This window comes from Flavobacterium cheniae (assembly GCF_004363695.1).
GTDB lineage: Bacteria > Bacteroidota > Bacteroidia > Flavobacteriales > Flavobacteriaceae > Flavobacterium > Flavobacterium cheniae.
On sequence record NZ_SNZC01000002.1, the window covers coordinates 128,756 to 148,656 of the forward strand.

14 protein-coding genes are annotated in these 19,901 nt (G+C 31.3%); 11 read left to right on the forward strand and 3 right to left on the reverse strand.

Annotated features, from left to right (window positions below; all coding sequences use genetic code 11):
- The first annotated feature begins 28 nt into the window (after positions 1 to 28).
- Positions 29 to 1,612: a L,D-transpeptidase family protein gene (locus tag C8D80_RS05540; RefSeq protein ID WP_158633788.1), complete on the forward strand. Its 1,584-nt coding sequence runs from the start codon at positions 29 to 31 to the stop codon at positions 1,610 to 1,612.
- Here the strand turns inward: C8D80_RS05540 and C8D80_RS05545 are convergent.
- The gene (locus C8D80_RS05545; RefSeq protein WP_133608230.1) at positions 1,601 to 2,332 is read right to left on the reverse strand and encodes a murein L,D-transpeptidase catalytic domain family protein; all 732 of its coding nucleotides are present in this window, start codon (positions 2,330 to 2,332) and stop codon (positions 1,601 to 1,603) included. The genes C8D80_RS05540 and C8D80_RS05545 overlap by 12 nt on opposite strands.
- 190 nt (positions 2,333 to 2,522) lie before the next feature.
- Here C8D80_RS05545 and C8D80_RS05550 point away from each other — a divergent pair, with 190 nt between their 5' ends.
- The 7 genes from C8D80_RS05550 (at position 2,523) to C8D80_RS05580 (ending at position 15,413) form a co-directional block, all read left to right on the forward strand.
- Positions 2,523 to 4,931, forward strand: a complete 2,409-nt coding sequence (locus C8D80_RS05550) for a DUF5916 domain-containing protein (protein ID WP_133608232.1) — start codon at positions 2,523 to 2,525, stop codon at positions 4,929 to 4,931.
- An 83-nt stretch (positions 4,932 to 5,014) separates the two neighbouring features.
- Complete coding sequence (gpmI, locus tag C8D80_RS05555) at positions 5,015 to 6,532, forward strand: 2,3-bisphosphoglycerate-independent phosphoglycerate mutase (protein WP_133608234.1); 1,518 nt, start codon at positions 5,015 to 5,017, stop codon at positions 6,530 to 6,532.
- A 128-nt stretch (positions 6,533 to 6,660) separates the two neighbouring features.
- Complete coding sequence (locus C8D80_RS05560; protein WP_133608236.1) at positions 6,661 to 7,332, forward strand: TetR/AcrR family transcriptional regulator; 672 nt, start codon at positions 6,661 to 6,663, stop codon at positions 7,330 to 7,332.
- Positions 7,329 to 8,993, forward strand: coding sequence for a peptidase domain-containing ABC transporter (locus C8D80_RS05565; RefSeq protein ID WP_133608238.1), 1,665 nt, complete (start codon positions 7,329 to 7,331; stop codon positions 8,991 to 8,993). The genes C8D80_RS05560 and C8D80_RS05565 overlap by 4 nt, the downstream gene beginning before the upstream one ends.
- 1 nt (position 8,994) lies before the next feature.
- Positions 8,995 to 10,341: an HlyD family secretion protein gene (locus tag C8D80_RS05570; RefSeq protein ID WP_133608240.1), complete on the forward strand. Its 1,347-nt coding sequence runs from the start codon at positions 8,995 to 8,997 to the stop codon at positions 10,339 to 10,341.
- Positions 10,341 to 11,729 (forward strand): TolC family protein, encoded by a 1,389-nt coding sequence (locus tag C8D80_RS05575; protein ID WP_133608242.1) that lies wholly within the window; start codon positions 10,341 to 10,343, stop codon positions 11,727 to 11,729. Before C8D80_RS05570 ends, C8D80_RS05575 begins: the two co-directional genes overlap by 1 nt.
- Positions 11,730 to 11,810: 81 nt before the next feature.
- The gene (locus C8D80_RS05580) at positions 11,811 to 15,413 is read left to right on the forward strand and encodes a T9SS type B sorting domain-containing protein (RefSeq protein WP_133608244.1); all 3,603 of its coding nucleotides are present in this window, start codon (positions 11,811 to 11,813) and stop codon (positions 15,411 to 15,413) included.
- Between the two features lie 72 nt (positions 15,414 to 15,485).
- On the opposite strand, the gene C8D80_RS05585 is transcribed toward C8D80_RS05580, so the two are convergent.
- Entirely contained in the window at positions 15,486 to 15,821 is a 336-nt protein-coding gene (locus C8D80_RS05585; RefSeq protein WP_026724257.1) for an RNA recognition motif domain-containing protein, read from the reverse strand.
- 205 nt (positions 15,822 to 16,026) lie between these two features.
- Positions 16,027 to 17,301, reverse strand: a complete 1,275-nt coding sequence (locus tag C8D80_RS05590) for an acetyl-CoA hydrolase/transferase family protein (protein ID WP_133608246.1) — start codon at positions 17,299 to 17,301, stop codon at positions 16,027 to 16,029.
- A 183-nt stretch (positions 17,302 to 17,484) separates the two neighbouring features.
- On the opposite strand from C8D80_RS05590, the gene map reads away from it, so the two are divergent.
- Genes map through C8D80_RS05605 form a run of 3 tightly spaced genes read left to right on the forward strand, consistent with a single transcriptional unit; the run spans position 17,485 to position 19,869 of the window.
- A complete protein-coding gene (gene map / locus C8D80_RS05595) occupies positions 17,485 to 18,303 on the forward strand; it encodes a type I methionyl aminopeptidase (RefSeq protein ID WP_133608248.1) in 819 nt (272 codons plus the stop codon).
- Positions 18,304 to 18,319: 16 nt separating this feature from the next.
- Positions 18,320 to 19,108 carry a DUF3667 domain-containing protein gene (locus C8D80_RS05600; RefSeq protein ID WP_133608250.1) on the forward strand — a complete coding sequence of 263 codons (789 nt, stop codon included), beginning with the start codon at positions 18,320 to 18,322 and terminating at the stop codon, positions 19,106 to 19,108.
- On the forward strand, positions 19,105 to 19,869 hold the full coding sequence (locus C8D80_RS05605; RefSeq protein WP_133608252.1) for a class I SAM-dependent methyltransferase: 765 nt from the start codon (positions 19,105 to 19,107) through the stop codon (positions 19,867 to 19,869). Before C8D80_RS05600 ends, C8D80_RS05605 begins: the two co-directional genes overlap by 4 nt.
- Positions 19,870 to 19,901: the final 32 nt, after the last annotated feature.

Below are 19,901 nucleotides of genomic sequence, written 5' to 3' on the forward strand. Positions count from 1 at the left end.
TACATTTATATCACAATTGCTGCTCTCTATGAAAAAAATTACTTTTCTACTTCTTATTCTCTCTATTATTTCTTGTAAAAAAGAAGCTTTACCTGTTGCTTTTGATAATAGCATTATTAAAGACACGGTTTTAAATGTAATTATTAGACCTGTGCATCCCGACTTACTTTCAGAAAAATCAGATAGTTTGAAACTGTATTATCAAAAGTTTAATTTTCATGAAATTTGGTATCTAGATGAAAACCGAAAAGATTTAATTAATGAAATTAAATTTTGTTACGAAGATGGATTAAATCCAAACGATTATGAAATTAAAATTATTGAAGATTTAGAAAGTAAAAGAGCTAAATTAAATGATGAAGACATTGTAAAATATGACATTCTACTTACTGAAACCTTTGAAAAGCTAGCCAATCATTTGCACAAAGGGAAATTAAATCCAAAAGAATTATATACTGATTGGGATTTAAAACCAAAAGAAATTGCACTTTCTCCGCTATTAGAAAAAGGTGTAAAAGAAAAAACTATCGCTTCAACCTTTAAAGATTTAAAACCCAATCATATTGTTTATCAATTACTTAAAAAAAGCTTATTTGAAATAGACAAATTTCCCAATGTAACCTTTGAAAAAATTGCTGTCAAAAATAAAATTGTTGTAAACGACACTTTACCCGAAATGGTAAAAATTAAAAAGAGATTGGCTTATTGGAAAGATTATAAAAACAAAGACAGCATCATTACTTGGGCTTACGACACTTTAACACTCAAAGCGGTAAAACGTTTTCAAGCTCGTCATGGATTAGCTCCAGATGGCGTTATCGGAATTGGAACACTTAGAGCGTTAAACACTACTAAAAACGAACGAATTGAACAAATATTTGCCAATTTAGAACGTTGGAAATGGTATCCTTCAGATTTAGGAAAACAATACTTAATAGCAAACATTCCAGATTACATGTTACATTATGTAATTGATAATGATACCGTAGCTTCGCACAAAATTGTAGTAGGAACACCTAAAAGAAAAACTCCTATTTTAAGTTCGAAGTTGTCTAATTTTGTTTTCAATCCTACTTGGACCATTCCTCCTACTATCATTAAAGAAGATTTAACTCCTGATGCTTCAAAAAACCGAAATTATTTCCCTTCACGAAAACTAACAATATACAACAGCCAAGGAAAAGAAGTGAGTCCGTATGAGTGGAATCCAGCCAGAGCTAACAATTACAAATACGTACAAAAACCAGGTTACAATAACTCTTTGGGGTTGGTTAAGTTTAATTTTGCCAATCGACATTCGGTTTATTTACATGATACGAATCATCGTGAATACTTTGTAAAAACGTATCGTTCATTGAGTTCAGGTTGTGTGCGAGTGGAAAATCCATTGGTTTTAACCAAACAAATTTTAACCAAAACCAATCCTAACAAATGGGATAACAACGAAATTGATTCCATTATAAAGTTAGAGAAAACAAAAACAGTGTCCGTTAAAGACACTGTAAATGTATATTTGTTTTATTGGACGAGTTGGATAGAAAATGACAAACTTCAATTTAGAGATGACATTTATGAACTCGATAAGGCTTTGTTTTTAAAATTAAGAGACTAACTTAGATTTCACTACATAGTTTCTTGATGGGTGATAAATAAAAATACAAGATTTACCTTTTATGGTTTGAATCAATTCTTTGTGTACTTCGTAAGGAACAGCAGGGCAACCTTGACTTCTTCCCAATCTTCCTGTATTTCTAATGAATGATTTGCTTACATAATCAGCTCCGTGAACCACAACCGCTCTATTTCTAGCATTATCATTTATTCCGTATTCCATTCCGTCTAAACGTAATGACAACCCGTGTTTTCCTGTATACGTTTCTCCAGTTACATAAAAACCTAAACTACTTTTAAATGATTCACTAGTGTTTGAAAAATCAGTTGCAAATTCAGAACCCGAATTTCTTCCGTGAGAAACTAGCGATTTTAAAATCACTTTTTGTGTTTTCATATCAATAACCCACATTCTTTCTTGAGAAGATGATAAACTAAAATCAACAATCGTTAAAATTTCGTTTTCAATTTTACCTTGTTGTTTCAATTGCTCATAACCTTCAAAAGCAGCAATAAAACTTTCGAATGTTGGTAAAGAAAATCCATTAGCATCAATTACAGTGTAAAATGATTTACTTCTAGCTTCAAAAGTTGCTTTTGCATTTGCAGCAATTAATTTTGGATCAGTAGATTTAACTTCATTCTTAGTATTTTCTGTTGTATTTAAAGGCTTGAACGAAAAAATGCAAAATAAAATTAGGGGCAAAATTCTGTAAATCATTGTTAATCTTGTAGTTATATTGTTGTTGTGATTTGCCAAATATATTTATTTTTTTTAAACCTGCAAACTTTTTAATGCATTTTGTCGAAAATTTTAACCTTTCGTCGATTATTCGCACAAAAGTTAAACATTATATAAAAAAAGTAGACCTATATAATAAAACTATAATTTTGCGACCAAAATTTTTTACATGATAAATAGATTCAGTATTACAATTCTTTTTTGCTTAGCAAGTTTTCTTCTTTCGTTTTCACAAACTAAAAAAAGTGTTTCGACGAAAAAAACAACTGAAAACATTTCAATTGATGCTGAATTAAACGAAGCTTCATGGAAAGATGCAGAAATTGCAACCGACTTTGTTTCTTTAGAACCAAAAAACGGAACACCAATTCCTGAAGAATTTAAAACTGAAGTCAAAATCTTGTACTCTGATGACGCGGTTTATATAGGTGCAAAATTATATGATCCAAATCCAGAAAAAATTTTAAAAGAATTAGTGGAACGAGACGAAATTGGCACATCTGATTTTTTTGGCATTTTTATTAATGGTTACAACGATGGTCAGCAAGAATTTAGATTTTTTGTAACCGCGGCCAATGGACAAGTCGACACTAATTTCACATCTTCAGAAGGTGAAGATGGTTCTTGGAATGCTATTTGGGAAAGCAATGCAAAAATCACCGATTTTGGCTATGTCATCGAAATGAAAATTCCTTATGCTGCACTACGATTTCCTGAAAAAGACAAACAAATTTGGGGACTTAACTTTTTCAGAGAAGTTCGAAGAGAACGCCAAAAATACACTTGGAGTCCAATTGATAATAAAATTGGAGCCATTTCACAACAAGCTGGACTCTTAACCGGAATTGAAAACATCAAAACGCCTACTCGATTATTTCTAATTCCTTATTCTTCATTTTATCTTTCCGGAAGTGAAACTCAAAAAACTAAAGGCGAACTAAAAGGTGGATTAGATATCAAATACGGAATTAACGATGCTTTCACTTTAGATGCAATTTTAGTTCCCGATTTTGGTCAAACTAAATTTGATAACGTGGTTTTAAATTTAGGTCCATTCGAACAACAATTTAATGAAAATAGACCTTTCTTTACAGAAGGAACCGACTTATTTAGCAAAGGAAATTTATTGTATTCAAGAAGAATTGGACAAACTCCAGATTTGAATTTAAACATTGCCGAAAACGAATCAGTAGAAAGTCCTGGCGCTATCAACTTAGTCAATGCTTTAAAAATTTCTGGGCGTGATAAAGATGGATTAGGTATTGGATTTTTAAATGCTATTACCGAAAAAACAATGGCAACAGCAACAAATTCTGTTGATAATTCTACTCGACAAGTAGAAATTTCTCCATTGACAAATTACAATGTAATGGTTTTTGACCAGCGATTTAATCAAAATTCATCGGTAACTTTTATCAACACAAATGTTACCCGAAACGGGAGTTTTAGAGATGCTAATGTAACAGGATTATTATTCGATTTGAATAATAAAACTAATAAATACAATCTTTCTGGAGGATTGAAATCGAGTAGTATTAATGATGTTGAAAATAAAAATGGTTTTAATGCTTCTTTATATTTTGCAGAAACAAATGGCAAGTTTAGATATAGTTTTGGTAGTGAATATATGTCGAAAGATTTTGAAATTAATGATTTAGGAATCAATTTCAGAACCAATTATTATTCTTTCTCTGGAAACACAAACTATCGAATTCTAAACCCTAACAAAACCTTCAACACCTTTAGAATTAACCTAAACTCTTACTTTGAATTTTACACACCTACAAATCAAATTCAGGCAAGTAATTTTAATGTAAACTTAAATTCTACAAATAAAAGTAACCATTATTTTGGAGGCGGTTTAAATTTTAATCCGTTTGAAAATTATGATTACTACGAACCACGAGTAGCAAATAGATATTTCGTAAACCCTAGAAATGCCGGTGGTTTTTTCTACTTTTCATCTAATTACAACAATAAATTTGCTTTAGATATTAATCCATTCATTACCCATGTAATAAATGAAAACAGATATGAAGCTGGTATAAACATCAGTCCGAGATATCGATTTAGTGATAAATTTTCATTAGTGTATAGCTTTGACTATTTCAAACAACAAAATGATATTGGTTTTATAGATTTTGAAGGTTCAAATATTATTTTTGCAAGAAGAAATAGAGATACTTATACCAATTCAATATCGAGTAAATTTTCAATTAGTAGTGTAATGAATTTCAATTTATCGGTTAGACATTATTGGTCATTAGCCGAAAACAATAAAATCAATAATCTGAATGAAGATGGAAGTTTATCAACCAATACAACTTATACAGGTAATAGAAACTCAAACTTTAGCACTTGGAATTTAGATTTAAGTTACTCTTGGTGGTTTGCTCCGGGAAGTCAAATGTCAATTTTATACCGAAACAACGCAGGAACTTTTGACCGCACTATCAATAAAGATTTTGGCTCCAATTTCTCCAACTTATTTGAAGATAATTTGAATCATGTTTTATCTGTAAGCGTTCGTTATTTTATTGACTACAACCAAGCCAAAAACTGGATTAAAAAAGAATAAATCACTTAATCGTTTTCGTAATTTTAAGTCGGTTTTTAATTCAGAAATTTACCAATTGTTTATCTTTGTACAAACACACAAAAATGAACAAAAAAGTAATTTTAATGATATTGGACGGTTGGGGAAAATCTCCTGACCCAAAAGTCTCTGCAATAGACAACGCCAACACGCCTTTTATAGATAGTTTATATACCAAATACCCAAATGCTCAACTAAGAACCGATGGTTTAAACGTAGGTTTACCCGAAGGTCAAATGGGAAATTCAGAAGTTGGTCACATGAATTTAGGCGCTGGACGAATTGTATATCAAGATTTAGCCAAACTAAATTTAGCAGTAGAACATAAATCCATGAGTCAAGAAAAACCACTTATGGACGCTTTTGATTACGCAAAAAACAACAACAAAGCCATTCACTTTTTAGGATTAGTTTCTGATGGTGGTGTACATTCACATACTTCACATTTAAGAGGTTTGATTGATGCTGCTCAAGAAAGTGGTGTTCAAAAAATGTTTGTTCATGCTTTTACCGATGGTCGTGATGTAGATCCGAAATCTGGAGCTAATTATATTTTAGATTTAGAAAATTATCTTCAAAACACCAATGCAAAATTAGCTTCTGTAATTGGAAGATATTACGCAATGGATAGAGATAAACGTTGGGAAAGAGTAAAATTAGCTTACGATTTAGTAGTAAATGCTGAAGGAACTCACTCAAATAATGCTGTCGCGAGTATAAAAGAAAGTTACGCAATAGATACTACCGATGAATTCATCCAACCAATTGTTATGGTTGATGAGAATGACAATCCAATAGCGAAAGTTCAAGACGAAGATGTGGTGATTTTCTTCAATTTTAGAACCGATAGAGGTAGAGAATTAACCGAAGTTTTATCCCAAAAAGACTTTCATGAATTCAACATGCACAAATTGGATTTGTACTATGTAACCATGACCAATTATGATGACACGTATAAAAATGTTCATGTAATTTACGACAAAGATAATATAACCGAAACACTTGGTGAGGTTTTAGAAAAAGCAAACAAAAAACAAATTCGTATTGCCGAAACCGAGAAATATCCGCATGTAACGTTTTTCTTTTCTGGCGGAAGAGAAGAACCTTTTGTAGGTGAAACGCGTATTTTAAAAAATTCTCCCAAAGTAGCTACTTACGATTTACAACCCGAAATGAGTGCTTTTGAATTAAAAGACGCTTTAGTTCCAGAATTGAAAAAAGGTGAAGTTGACTTTGTTTGTTTAAACTTTGCTAATGGCGACATGGTTGGACATACTGGAGTGATGTCGGCTGCAATTAAAGCTTGTGAAGCTGTTGATGTTTGTGTAAAAAAAGTAGTTGAAACCGCTTTAGAAAATAATTACACCACAATTATCATCGCCGATCATGGAAATTGCGAAACGATGATAAATCCTGATGGCTCACCAAACACAGCGCATACAACCAATCCTGTTCCTATTATTTTAGTGGATAAAGATTTAAAAACTATACATAATGGGGTTTTGGGCGACATTGCTCCTACGATTTTAGACTTAATGGGAATTGAAAAACCTGACGTAATGACTTGTCATTCATTATTATAAAAAAGAAAAACTAAAAGAGATTCATTCATTTGAGTCTCTTTTTTTTTACTCGACAATTGTAAAATAAAAGTTAAACTTTTACATCATGATAGTATTACTATTATATTTGCATTGTAAAATATTACAAAATGCAAAATTTACTATCTAATTTAAAAATAACAATTAACGATAAACTATACGTTAAAGATCCTGAAACTTCAGAACTAGGGCGTAATATCTTAAAAAACAGCATCATATTAATTGATGAAATTGGATTTGAAGCATTTACATTCAAAAAATTGGGTGAAAAAATTCAATCTAATGAAAGTTCAATTTATCGTTATTTTGAAAACAAACATAAATTATTAGTATATTTAACTTCATGGTATTGGTCATGGATTGAATATCGTTTGGCATTTGCCACTACTAATGTTTCAAATCCGATTGAAAAATTAGAAAAAGCAATTAGACTCGTAACTGAAAATGTAGTTGACGATAATACAACTCCACACATCAATGAAGAAATTCTAAATCGAATAATTGTTGGAGAATTTACTAAAACCTTAATGACTAAAGAAGTAGACAACGAAAATAAAGAAGGTTTTTTCTTAGTTTACAAAAGAGTTATCAATCGTTTAATTGACATCATAAAAGAAGTGAATCCAGATTATCCTTACGCAAAAAGCTTAGCTTCAAGTGTTGTGGAAGGCGCACTTCACCAACATTTTTTAAAAAATCATTTAAAAACTATCACTAACTTATCTGAAAAAGAATGCGCAACTGAATTCTACACAGATATGACAAAAAAGATATTAGCATGAACCCAATAGATCGATTTAAAAAATTATTAATAGCAGATAAAAAAGATGTTTATCAATTACTTATTTATGCTGTTTTAGCAGGATTAATAAGTTTATCCATCCCTTTAGGTATCCAATCCATTGTAAATTTTATCCAAGCTGGACAAGTGAGTACGTCTTGGATTGTATTAGTATTTGGAGTTGTTATAGGGGTTGCGTTTGTTGGAATACTTAAAATCATGCAGTTTAGGATTACCGAAAACTTGCAGCAAAAAATATTTGTAAGATCTTCTTTCGAATTTGCCTTTCGTTTTCCAAATATAAAATTCAACCAACTTTACGATTTTTCACCTCCTGAATTAGCTAATCGTTTTTTTGACACAATTTCTGTTCAAAAAGGATTTTCTAAATTAATTTTAGAAGTTTCAACAGCAGCGCTGCAAATTATTTTCGGAATCTTGCTTTTATCTTTATATCATTCGTTTTTTATCTTTTTTGGAATTATCTTATTAATATTACTATATTTTATTTTTAAAATAAATTTTAAAGATGGGTTAGAAACAAGTTTAAAAGAGTCAAAATACAAATACAAAGTAGCACACTGGCTTCAGGAAATTGCGAGAAATCATTTAAGCTTTAAAAACAGTTCATTGTTTAATTTTTCGATGCATAAAAATGACAGACTCGTTAGTGAATACCTAATAAACCGTGAAAGCCATTTTAATGTATTAAAAAAACAATTTATTCAATTAACAGGTTTTAAAATACTTATAACTGCTGGATTATTAATTATTGGTGGAATTCTTGTATTAAAACAACAAATGAATATAGGCCAATTTGTTGCTGCAGAAATTATAATTATCACAATTATAAACGCTGTAGAAAAATTATTTTATGGATTAGAGCTTTTTTATGACGTAACTACTTCCTTAGAAAAATTAGGTACTGTTGTAGACTTAGAACTTGAAAGAGAAAATATATCTAAATCAGGATCAGAGTATTTCATTGAAAATGAAGAAATAACAATTGAAGCTAAAAATATATATTTTCAATTTCCTGATAATGAAAATCCTGTAATTAAAGGAGTCGATTTGACCATAAATAATAAAGACAGAATTTTAATTCAAGGAGAAAACGGTTCTGGAAAAACAACTTTACTTAGAATACTTTCAAGACTTTTAGAGCCATCAATTGGTAGCGTTTTTATTAACGATGTAAATTACAAGAAATATTGTATAGAAGACTTTAGATCAAAAATTGGTGTTATTACAATTGATGATAGCCCATTTGAAGGAACAATTTTAGAAAACATAACTTGTAATAATCCGGCAATTACAAAAAAAGAAGTTACTGAAGTTTTAGATAAATTGAAACTTACAGAAATAATTAAATCTTTACCTCAAGGCCTTGATACACCTATGCTTTCAGAAGGAAAAAGAATTAACTCAGCATCCATTCAAAAAATATTAATTGCTAGATCTGTTATCACCAAACCTAAAATATTATTTTTTGAAGAACCCGTAGATAAACTAGACAAGTATGCTGCCGGAGAGATAATTGAATGGCTAACAGACCCTGAACAACCATGGACACTTGTTGTAATTGCAAAAGCAAATTATTGGAAAGAAAAATGTACTAAAATAATTACAGTAGAAAAAGGTAAAATTAAATCCATAAAATAAGATGTTAAAAATTACAGAAAATGGCGTTGAAAAATGGATTGATATCACTCAATTCAAATCAACTAAAATATTTGAAGATAACAAAGGATACCTAAAAGTTAAAAAAACAATATGGGTATTGAGTATTTTTTTACTACTATTTTTGTTTTTGCCCTGGACTCAAAATGTTTCTGGTGCAGGTTCGGTGACTACTTTAAAACCAAATCAAAGACCACAAACCGTTCAATCAGCAATTGCAGGAAGAATAGAAAAATGGTATGTAAATGAAGGTGACTATGTAAAAAAAGGCGACACTATTTTGTTTATTTCGGAAATTAAAGAAGATTATTTAGATCCAAATTTAGTTGAAAATACGGGTAAACAACTAAACGCAAAAGAAAATGCAGTAATATCTTATGCAGACAAGGTAAAGGCACTAGAAAATCAAATGGGTGCTATTCAAAACGAAAAAGGTCTTAAATTAAAACAAGCTCAAAACAAATTAAAACAGTCGTATTTAAAAGTCCAAAGTGACAGTATTGATTTTGAAGCTACTAAAACCCAACTTAAAATTGCTAAAACGCAATACAATCGTTCAATAAATTTAAACAAAGAAGGTTTAAAACCAATGACCGACGTGGAAGAAAAACGCATGAAGTTGCAAGAAACCGAAGCTAAAATAATTACACAAGAAAATAAATATATTACCAGTAAAAACGAGGTACTTAATGCAACAATGGAGCTAAATAGAATTAGGGCTGAATATGATGAAAAGAATGCAAAGGCTAGTAGCGACAAACAAACTGCTTTAAGTACACAGTTTGACACTGAAGCTCAAGTTAATAAATTAAAAAATCAATACCGAAATTATCAAATTAGAAATGGAATGTACTACATTGTAGCGCCGCAAAATGGATATGTTAACCGTGCTTTACAAAGTGGAATTGGAGAAACTATTAAAGAAGGCACTGCAATTGTAAGTATAATGCCGGCAAGTTTTGATATTGCGGTTGAAACATATATTAATCCTGTAGATTTTCCATTAATTCACAAAGGAGAAAAGGTCAGAGTATGGTTTGACGGTTGGCCTTCTATTGTATTTAGTGGTTGGCCAGGTGCTTCGTATGGAACATTTGGAGGTGTTATTGTTGCTAAAGAAAATTTTATAAGTGAAAATGGAAAATATCGTGTTCTAATTGCTCCCGACAAATCAGATAAAGTATGGCCTAATCAATTAAGCATTGGAGCAGGAACACAAACTATAGCATTATTAGACGATGTGCCAATTTGGTTTGAAATTTGGAGAACACTAAATGGTTTTCCTCCTAATTTTTACCAACCAACACCAACTGAAAACACTAAGAAATAATGAAACCGAAACTATTTTACATCTTCCTTTTCATTTGTAGTTCACTGAGTTTATTGGGACAAAATTCACCAACCGAATTTACCTACAATGAATTTTTAGGTTATGTGAAAAAATACCATCCGTTAGTAAAACAAGCCGATTTAAAGCTCAACGAAGCACAAGCCAATTTAATGCAAGCGCGTGGGGCTTTTGACCCAAAAATTGAAGTCGATTTCAGTGAAAAACAATTCAAAGACAGTGAATATTATTCGATTTTAAACAGCAGTTTTAAAATACCAACTTGGTACGGAATTGAATTAAAAGCAGGTTTTGATAACGCCGAGGGAATTTACGTAAATCCAGAAAACACCTTACCAAATAGCGGATTAACTTCGTTAGGAATTTCAGTTCCATTAGGACAAGGTTTATTCATTAATCAACGAATGGCTGATTTGAGAAAAGCCAAAATTGCAAGAAATTTAAACGTTGCCGAAAGAAATTTACAAGCGGTTGAAGTAATTTATGAAGCTTCTGTGAGTTATGTCAACTGGAAAAGAAGTTTTGATGAAGTAAAATTGTATGAAACCTATTTAGAAAATGCTCTAATTCGTTACAACGGTATTTCAAAATTAATTGAAGAAGGAGACAAACCAGCAATTGATAGCGTAGAAGCTGGAATTGCAGTTAAAACCCGTAGATTAAATTTAGAAGAAGCTAAACTAAAATTTACTAAAGCTAAATTAGAATTATCTAATTATTTATGGTTAGAAAATAACATTCCTTTAGAACTGAATGACAATTTATTTCCTGAAACAACGTTATCTAAAACAATCAAAGAAGTTTTACAAATTAACGAATTAGGAACCGTTGATTTAGAAAATCATCCAAAAATTCAAGCTTTAGATGCTAAAATTGCAATGTTGAAAGTAGATCGGAAATTAAAAGCAAATGCACTTTTACCTAAGTTAGATTTGAGCTATAATTATTTATCTGAGCCAAGTTACATTGACAATTATCGTTTTGAAGATTATAAAATTGGCGTAAATTTTGCGTTTCCTATATTTTTAAGAAAAGAACGCGGTAGTTTAAAATTAGCCGATTTAAAAATTCAGGATTCAGAATTTGGCTTGCAGTTTGAACGAAAAAATTTGGAAAACAAAATCACTGCACAACAGCAAGAAATTGTTTCACTTGCAAAACAGCAAGACTACAATAATAAATTAGTAAAAGATTTTACCACATTGCTGAATGCTGAAGACCGATTATTTGAAATGGGAGAAAGTTCGTTGTTTGTAATTAATTCTAGAGAGAATTCTTTGGTAAGCTCACAAATTAATGAAATTGCTTTAGAAAACCGCTATTTGAATGCTATAATTGGGTTGTATAAAACTATTGCCAATCCGCAATAAAATGTGTCAAACAGAGTAAATCTGTTGATTTTATAACTTTCTGCATAAAAATTAATAAATTAGCAACCCCAAACAAGTATCATGAAAAAAACTGTTTCTATTTTATTAATTTTCTTTCTGTTTTTTAGTTTAAAAACATATAGTCAAGGAGGCGCATCATCTTGTGCTGAATTGGCGGCTAATCCTGCAGCATATCAATCTTGTGCAACAAGTATTCCTTTTAGCAGCTCTACTGGTGGAAATGGAGAAAGTTTTACTTCAACCTGTATTCCAACACAATATGTTGGTCCTACCTGGTTTTTTATTGAAATTGACACCCCAGGAGATGTTACACTACAAATTAGTCAACAAAATTTAGCGGGTAATGGTACCGATGTTGATTTTGTATTATGGGGACCTTTTCAAAACTTAAACAACATTTGTAATCAATTAAACACTACTAATGAAGTAGATTGTAGTTACTTACCAGACAATGTTGAAACTGTAAGCATTCCAAATAGTAATGCTGGAGATTTATATGTAATTGTAATTGATAATTATTCTGGTCAGGCTGGAAACATTACTGTTTCACAAACGGGAGGTTCAGGAAGTACCAATTGTGATTTTTTATCTTCAGTAACCTTAAACAACACTGATGGTTCTCTTTTAACCAATTTAGACTATTGCAAACCTGATACTAAAGAAATAGTAGCTACAATAGATATTTCTGATTTTCCGGGCGTTCCTACTAACTTAAGATTTAATTACACTTGGTTTAAAGATAATATTCAAATCAATGCAGTTTCTAATTCAACAACTTCAACCAACAGTTTAATTGTTTCAGAAAGCGGCATTTATAAAGTAGTTACAACAGCTTATGACATTACAGTAAATCCGACAGGAAACTTAACTGGTTTAAGAGTGAGTGAATCAGAAGCTAATTTAAAATTTCATGTAAAACCTGATGTTAGTATTTCAAATTCTAATACCGTTTGCTTGAATTCGAACCCAATATTATCATCAAATATTATTAATAATGCGGATTTAAATGCTACTATTGATGTTTTAAGTTATCAATGGTATCGGAATAACACCCTTATAAATGGAGCTACAACAAATACGTTTACTCCAACTCTTCCAGGGGACTACTTTGTAAAAGTTATCAATACACCTTGCTCGGAAACAGATTCAAATGTAATACGAATCATTGCTAATCCTAACATTCAAATTGCAACAGATACTACAATTTGCGAAGAAGACACCTATATTATTACTTCATCAAATGCAAATGCAAGTATAAATTCTGGATTAACTTATCAATGGTTTAGAGATGGAATTGCCATAACTGGAGCAAATAATTCGACTTATACCGTAACTAAATTTAATCAAACACTTAATACTACGGTACAATATTATTTAGAAACCACCGAACAAGGAACTTGTACAAATACCTCAAATTCAGTTTCAATTACTATTAATGCTTTACCTGTAATTAATTCGGTTTTAACTACTTTAGAACAATGTGACTACATCAACAATACTCTTGATGGAATTGCTGAAACTAACTTATTACAACTTTATAATTATTTTACGAATAACACTCCTGGATTAACCCTTAATTTCTATGCTGACGCTGGACTAACACAGTTAATAACTAATCCTACGAATCATGTTAATACTACATCTCCATTTTTACAAACCGTTTATGTAAAAGCGATAAATGAAAATGTGACTCCAAATTGTACTTCGGTGGGTGTTGGTAGTTTTGTGCTTCAAATTAATCCAACAAGTGTTGCTAACTATCCAAATATTCCAGCTGTTTGTCCAGAAATCAATCAAAACTATGGGTTTGTAAATTTTGATGCTCAACGTATCTTAATTAAAAACACTTATTTTGCGAGTTCAGATGTAAGTATTTCTTTTCATTTGAATACATCTGATGCCTCAACGGGTTTAAACGGATTGACTAATTTAAGCCAAATTCCAGTTGGAACTACAACTGTTTTCACTAGAGTAATTTCAAATACAACGCAAAGTTGTGAAGGAATTGGTACTTTTGAAGTTATTGTTACACAAGCGCCATTACAAAATATTGTAGATAATGAATCCGTTTGTCTTTTAGATTCGTTTTTATTGAACGCTAAGGATGGTGAAGCTTTAGCAGGACAAAATCCTTCTGTTACTGTTTCTTATTTCAATACTTTTGATAATGCGAGAGACAATGTTTTTGTTATAAATAAAAATATTCCTCTTCCATTGACATTAGGAAATCGCACAATTTTTGCTCGTTTATTTGATACACTAACTGGATGTACTTCAATTATAAACTTTACTATTACGGTTTTCCCAAATCCAATTATTGTACAACCTTCACCTATTCGTCATTGTGGTGATGTGACGGCTACTTTTGATTTAAATAGTAGAATTAATCAAATCACTAATGGGAATTTAAACTATCAAGTTACGTTTTATGCTAATAATGCTGACGTACTAGCAAATAATCCGATTGCAACACCTGATAATTACACAAGTTCCACAGCAACTATAATTTGTAAAGTTGTTGATGCTACTAATAATTCTTGTGAAGCATTTACTACTTTAAATCTTGTAGTAATGGCATTACCTGGAAGCAATTCTAATCCAACTCAAATGGAATTATGTAACGATTCTGGTTTTGACTATTTTGATTTGACTTCTAGAGAAATTGAGATGGCTGGTTCGACACCAATTAATACAATAAATTTTAGATATTATACAGAATTACCAGATGCTTTAGCAAACGCGAATACAAATCGTATAACTACACCAAGTAATTTCTTAAATACAACTATCAATTTTCAAAAAATATATGTTCGATTAAATAGCAGAACTAATATTGATAGCGAAACTGGAGTTGCTTGTTTTAAAATATTGGAATTGGACTTATATGTTAGACCTTATCCGGTAAATTATCTTTTAAACGAACCGTACACTATTTGTATTGACCAACTAAATAATATTACATATCCTGTTGAAATAAAAACGCAATTAAACAGCACAGATTACACTTTTCAATGGTACAATGGTCATGATGCAGTAGCTGGAAATGAAATTATTGGACAAACAGGTACTTCATTTACCACTTCAACTGTTGGACAATATTCGGTAGTGGTTACTAACATTTCTAATGCAGCCAATTGTTCGTCTACATTTAATCTTAGCACACAAAATTCGATAGTACCTAATTCCGTTACAATTAACCCAAATGAATTAATCGCTTTTGGAACGGATAATACAGTAACAGCAATCGTAACTCCAACATCTAACGATTATTTATATTCGATTGATGGAACATATTTTCAGTCAAGTAATGTGTTTACTAACATTCCTGGCGGCGACTATACTTTAACCGTTATCAATAAATTTGGTTGTGGCGATGTTAGTGCAACATTTACTATTGTAGATTATCCTAATTATTTTACTCCAAACGGAGATGGCTACAATGATACATGGAATATTAAAGGAAGTAGCGCTTTAGATTTGGCAATCATAAGAATTTTTGATCGCTATGGAAAGTTAATCAAACAAATTGACCCGAATGGCAATGGATGGAATGGAACATTCAACAATGAACTATTACCATCAACAGATTATTGGTTTACAATTGAATACACAAAAAATAATATTACTAAAGAATTTAAAGGACATTTTAGTTTAATCCGATAAATGAAAAAATAGAGCAATAAAAAAGCCTTCGCAATGCGAAGGCTTTTTTTCGTTTTATATCCAAAAAATATATTAGTAACGACCTCTTGAGTTGTTATCTCTATTGTTAGAGTAACCGCCTCTACTTCCACCAGCGTTACGATCGAAGCTTCTTCTTTCGCCTTCTGGTTTTGGTTCAGATTTGTTAACAACGATTTTTCTACCTTCGATAGTTCCACCGTTTAATTCGTCGATTGCTTTTTGAGCCTCAGCATCATTAGCCATTTCAACAAATCCAAATCCTTTACTTCTTCCGGTAAATTTGTCAGAGATAATTTTAACTGATTCAACAGCTCCATACTCTTCAAAATAACCTCTTAAATCTGCTTCCTCTACACTGAAAGGAAGACTTCCTACAAAAATGTTCATCTATGAAAAATTTAATTCCTTACAAAGGTAGACTATTTAATGTTGCCAAAAGGTTAAAGTTTGGTTTATTTTCAAAAACAAGCCTTATTAGCTAAAAAATTCAAAATCAAAAAGTTAGTTTTTTGATAATTTTTTAATTTTATAGAAATTTTTCAACAAAAAAGGACAACCATTCGATTGTCCCTTTCTATAGTTTAGTTCTTATTTATTTACAACCTGTCATTTCATAGTAAGCACGTTCTACTGCTTCTTGATGATTTGGATGTGCAATTCTTACTAACTCTTTAACTCTTTGTTTTAAAGTTTTTCCATATAAATCAGCAATACCATTTTCGGTGATAATGTAATGGGCGTGTGCTCTAGTAGTTACAACACCAGCTCCTTGTTTTAAATAAGGCACAATTCTACTTTCACCTCTTTTAGTAATCGAAGGCAGAGCAATAATTGCTTTTCCACCTTCACTTAATGATGCTCCCCGAATAAAATCCATTTGTCCTCCAACTCCAGAATACATAGTACTTCCGATAGAATCGGCACAAACTTGACCTGTTAAATCTACTTCTATAGCCGAATTAATAGCAACCATTCTTGGATTTCTACGTATACGAGCAGTATCATTTACCATAGACGATTCTTTCATTTCTATAAACGGATTATCATCTACAAAATCATACAAACGTTTCGAACCCATTAAAAATGTTGCCAATGCTCTACCTCTTAAAGTTCCTTTATAATTACAATTAATGACATCATTTTCTATTAAATCGATAACACCATCAGAAAACATTTCTGTATGTAATCCTAAATCTTTATGATTGGTTAACTTACTCAAAGCTGCATTTGGAATAGAACCAATTCCCATTTGAAGTGTACTTTTATCTTCAATTAAAGAAGCAACATAAGTTCCGATTTTTTCTTCTTCAGATGTAAATGGGGTTACTTCATGAGCAAAAATTGGCACATTAACTTCTACTAAATAATCTATTTCCGAAACATGCAGAATTCCATCTCCAAAAGTTCTTGGCATTTGTGGATTCACTTGAGCAATAACAATTTTCGCATTTTCAATAGCTGCTACCGAAGCTTCAACCGAAACACCTAACGAACAATAACCATGACTATCTGGAGGCGAAACATGTATAAATGCCACATCTAATTTTACTACATTTTTACGAAACAATAATGGTAATTCACTCAAAAAAACCGGTGTATACGAACCATTTCCCGCTTTTAACGTATGACGAACATTAGCTCCAATAAAAAAAGAATTCACGTGAAAACTTTCAGCTAATTCAGGATTAGCATAAGGCGCATCGCCTTCGGTGTGTAAATGGCAAACTTCTACATTTCTAAGCTCAGAAGCTCTATCGGTTAATGCTTTTGTTAAGATTGTTGGTGTAGCTGCCGCGGCTTGAACATAAACTCTGTCGCCACTTTTTACTACTTGTACAGCTTCCGCTGCGGTTACATATTTTCCCATACCTAATGAAATTTATACTGCAAATTTATGTTGGAATTTAAGCATAAAATATGATAATTCTCATTTTAAATTTAGAAGTTAGATGTCCGAATTATCACATAATAGTTTGAGATTTAAAATTAAAGTTATTCTTGAAATTGAAATTGAACTTGAATTTGTATTTTTGCCTCGAAATTTTGCATTATGATCGTAATTAAAACCTTAGAAGAAATAGAATTGATGCGCGAAAGTGCTTTGATTGTTTCGAAAACATTAGGAATGATTGCTAAGGAAATTAAACCTGGCGTTACTACTTTATATTTAGATAAATTAGCAGAAGATTTTCTTCGTTCGCACGGAGCTGAGCCTGCATTTTTAGGAATGTACGGATTCCCAAACTCGCTATGTATGAGTCCAAACACACAAGTAGTTCATGGTATTCCGAACAATGTTCCATTGCAAGATGGCGATATCATTTCGGTAGACTGTGGTGCTTTTAAAAATGGTTTTTATGGCGATCATGCGTACACTTTTGAAGTAGGTGAAGTTGCTCCAGAAACTAAAAAACTACTTCAAGTTACCAAAGAATCTTTATACGTTGGAATTCGCGAAACTAAAGTGGGCAATCGTGTAGAAGATATCGGACATGCAATTCAACAATACTGCGAAAGTCATGGTTATGGTGTAGTTCGTGAATTATGCGGACACGGTTTAGGGAGAAAAATGCACGAAGATCCAGAAGTTCCAAATTACGGAAAACGAGGTCGTGGAAAAAAATTAGTCAACGGAATGGTTATCGCAATCGAACCGATGATTAATATGGGAACCAAAAACATCAAACAACATAAAGACGGCTGGACAATTACAACAGCCGACGGAAAGCCAAGTGCACATTTTGAACACGATGTTGCCATTGTAAACGGAAAACCTGAATTGTTATCCACTTTTGCTTACATCTATGATGCTTTAGGAATTGTGAGTAACGAAGAAGATGGGTTGAGACAAAAACCATTAATATTATAACAAACTCTTTTAATGTATGAATTGTAAAACTTGCAATAATCCTTATGAAAACACCGCACAATACTGTTCAAATTGTGGTGCTAAAATAGTTGATGACAGACTTTCATTAAAAGGAACTTGGGAAGAATTTATTGGTCCTTTTTTTAGTTGGGATAATAATTTTTGGAGAACTTTCTTTGGTTTGTTTAAAAATCCTAAAGATGTATTAGCAGCCTATATTTCTGGTGCCAGAAAAAAATATTTTCATCCTTTTTCCTATATAATTTTATATGCTACGATAGCTGTTTTTTTCTATAAATTTTTCCCAATGGAAATAATCATGGATTATTCAGAAGGTTTTACAAAAGGCTATAATTCGACAAATTCCTCAAGTAATGTCCCTAAAATAGACATGAAAGGTTATATGGAAACATTAATGAGTTATTACAACTTTTTTGTGTTGTTGTTAATCCCTATATATGCCCTGACTAGTTACATTATATTCAATAAAAGAGGTCATAATTTCTTCGAACATTTGGTATTTAATAGTTACTTACAAACAAACTTAGGGTTTATATCATTAGTATTACAAGTTATTTTAGTAAATATGTTAGGAATGAGTTTTGGTACTTATTCTATACTATTTTTGTTTTTATTCATATTTTTTACACTTTATGCTTTTAAAGAATTATATAATCAAAATTTAAAACAAAGTATTGCTTCCGGAATTAAATACCTACTGCTTTTCTTTGGATTATACATAGGTATAATAATCGCATTTTCTCTTCTATTTGGAATTATATACGCCATAACTTTAATGAAATGAAAAAACTTTTTAAACTTATATTAAACACTATTCCTCGTCCGATATTGATTCGATTGAGTATTGTAGTGCGTCCTATTTTGGCTTTTTTATTAAAGGGAAGTCGTTTTACGGATCCGATTGATGGCAAAAGCTTTCGCATGTTTTTACCTTATGGCTATGGAACACAACGAAACAATGTATTATCACCAAGTACGCTTTCATTGGAAAGACACCGCTTGTTGTGGTTGTATTTACAAAACGAAACCGATTTTTTTACCGCTCCAAAAAAAGTATTACACTTTGCGCCTGAACAAGAATTTTACAAGCGTTTTAAAAAACAATCAAATTTAGATTACACAACTACCGATTTATTTTCGCCTTTGGCAGATGTAAAAGCAGATATTTGTAATTTACCTTTTGAAGATAACTCATATGATATGATTTTGTGTAATCACGTTTTGGAGCATATTCCAGATGACACGAAAGCTATGCAAGAATTATATCGTGTTTTAAGACCAGGCGGAATGGGAATCTTTCAAATTCCACAAGATTTATCAAGAGCTACCACTTTTGCAGATGATTCGATAACTGACCCAAAAGAAAGAGCTAAAATCTTCGGACAATATGATCACGTTAGAGTTTACGGAAGAGATTACTTTGATAAACTAAGAAGCATTGGTTTTAAAGTAGAAGAAGTAGATTACACCAAAACAATTGCTCCCGAATTAGTAGAAAAATATTGTTTAGCAAAAGGAGAAATTATTCCGGTTTGTTATAAATAAAAAAATCCCGCAATCATTACAATTGCGGGATT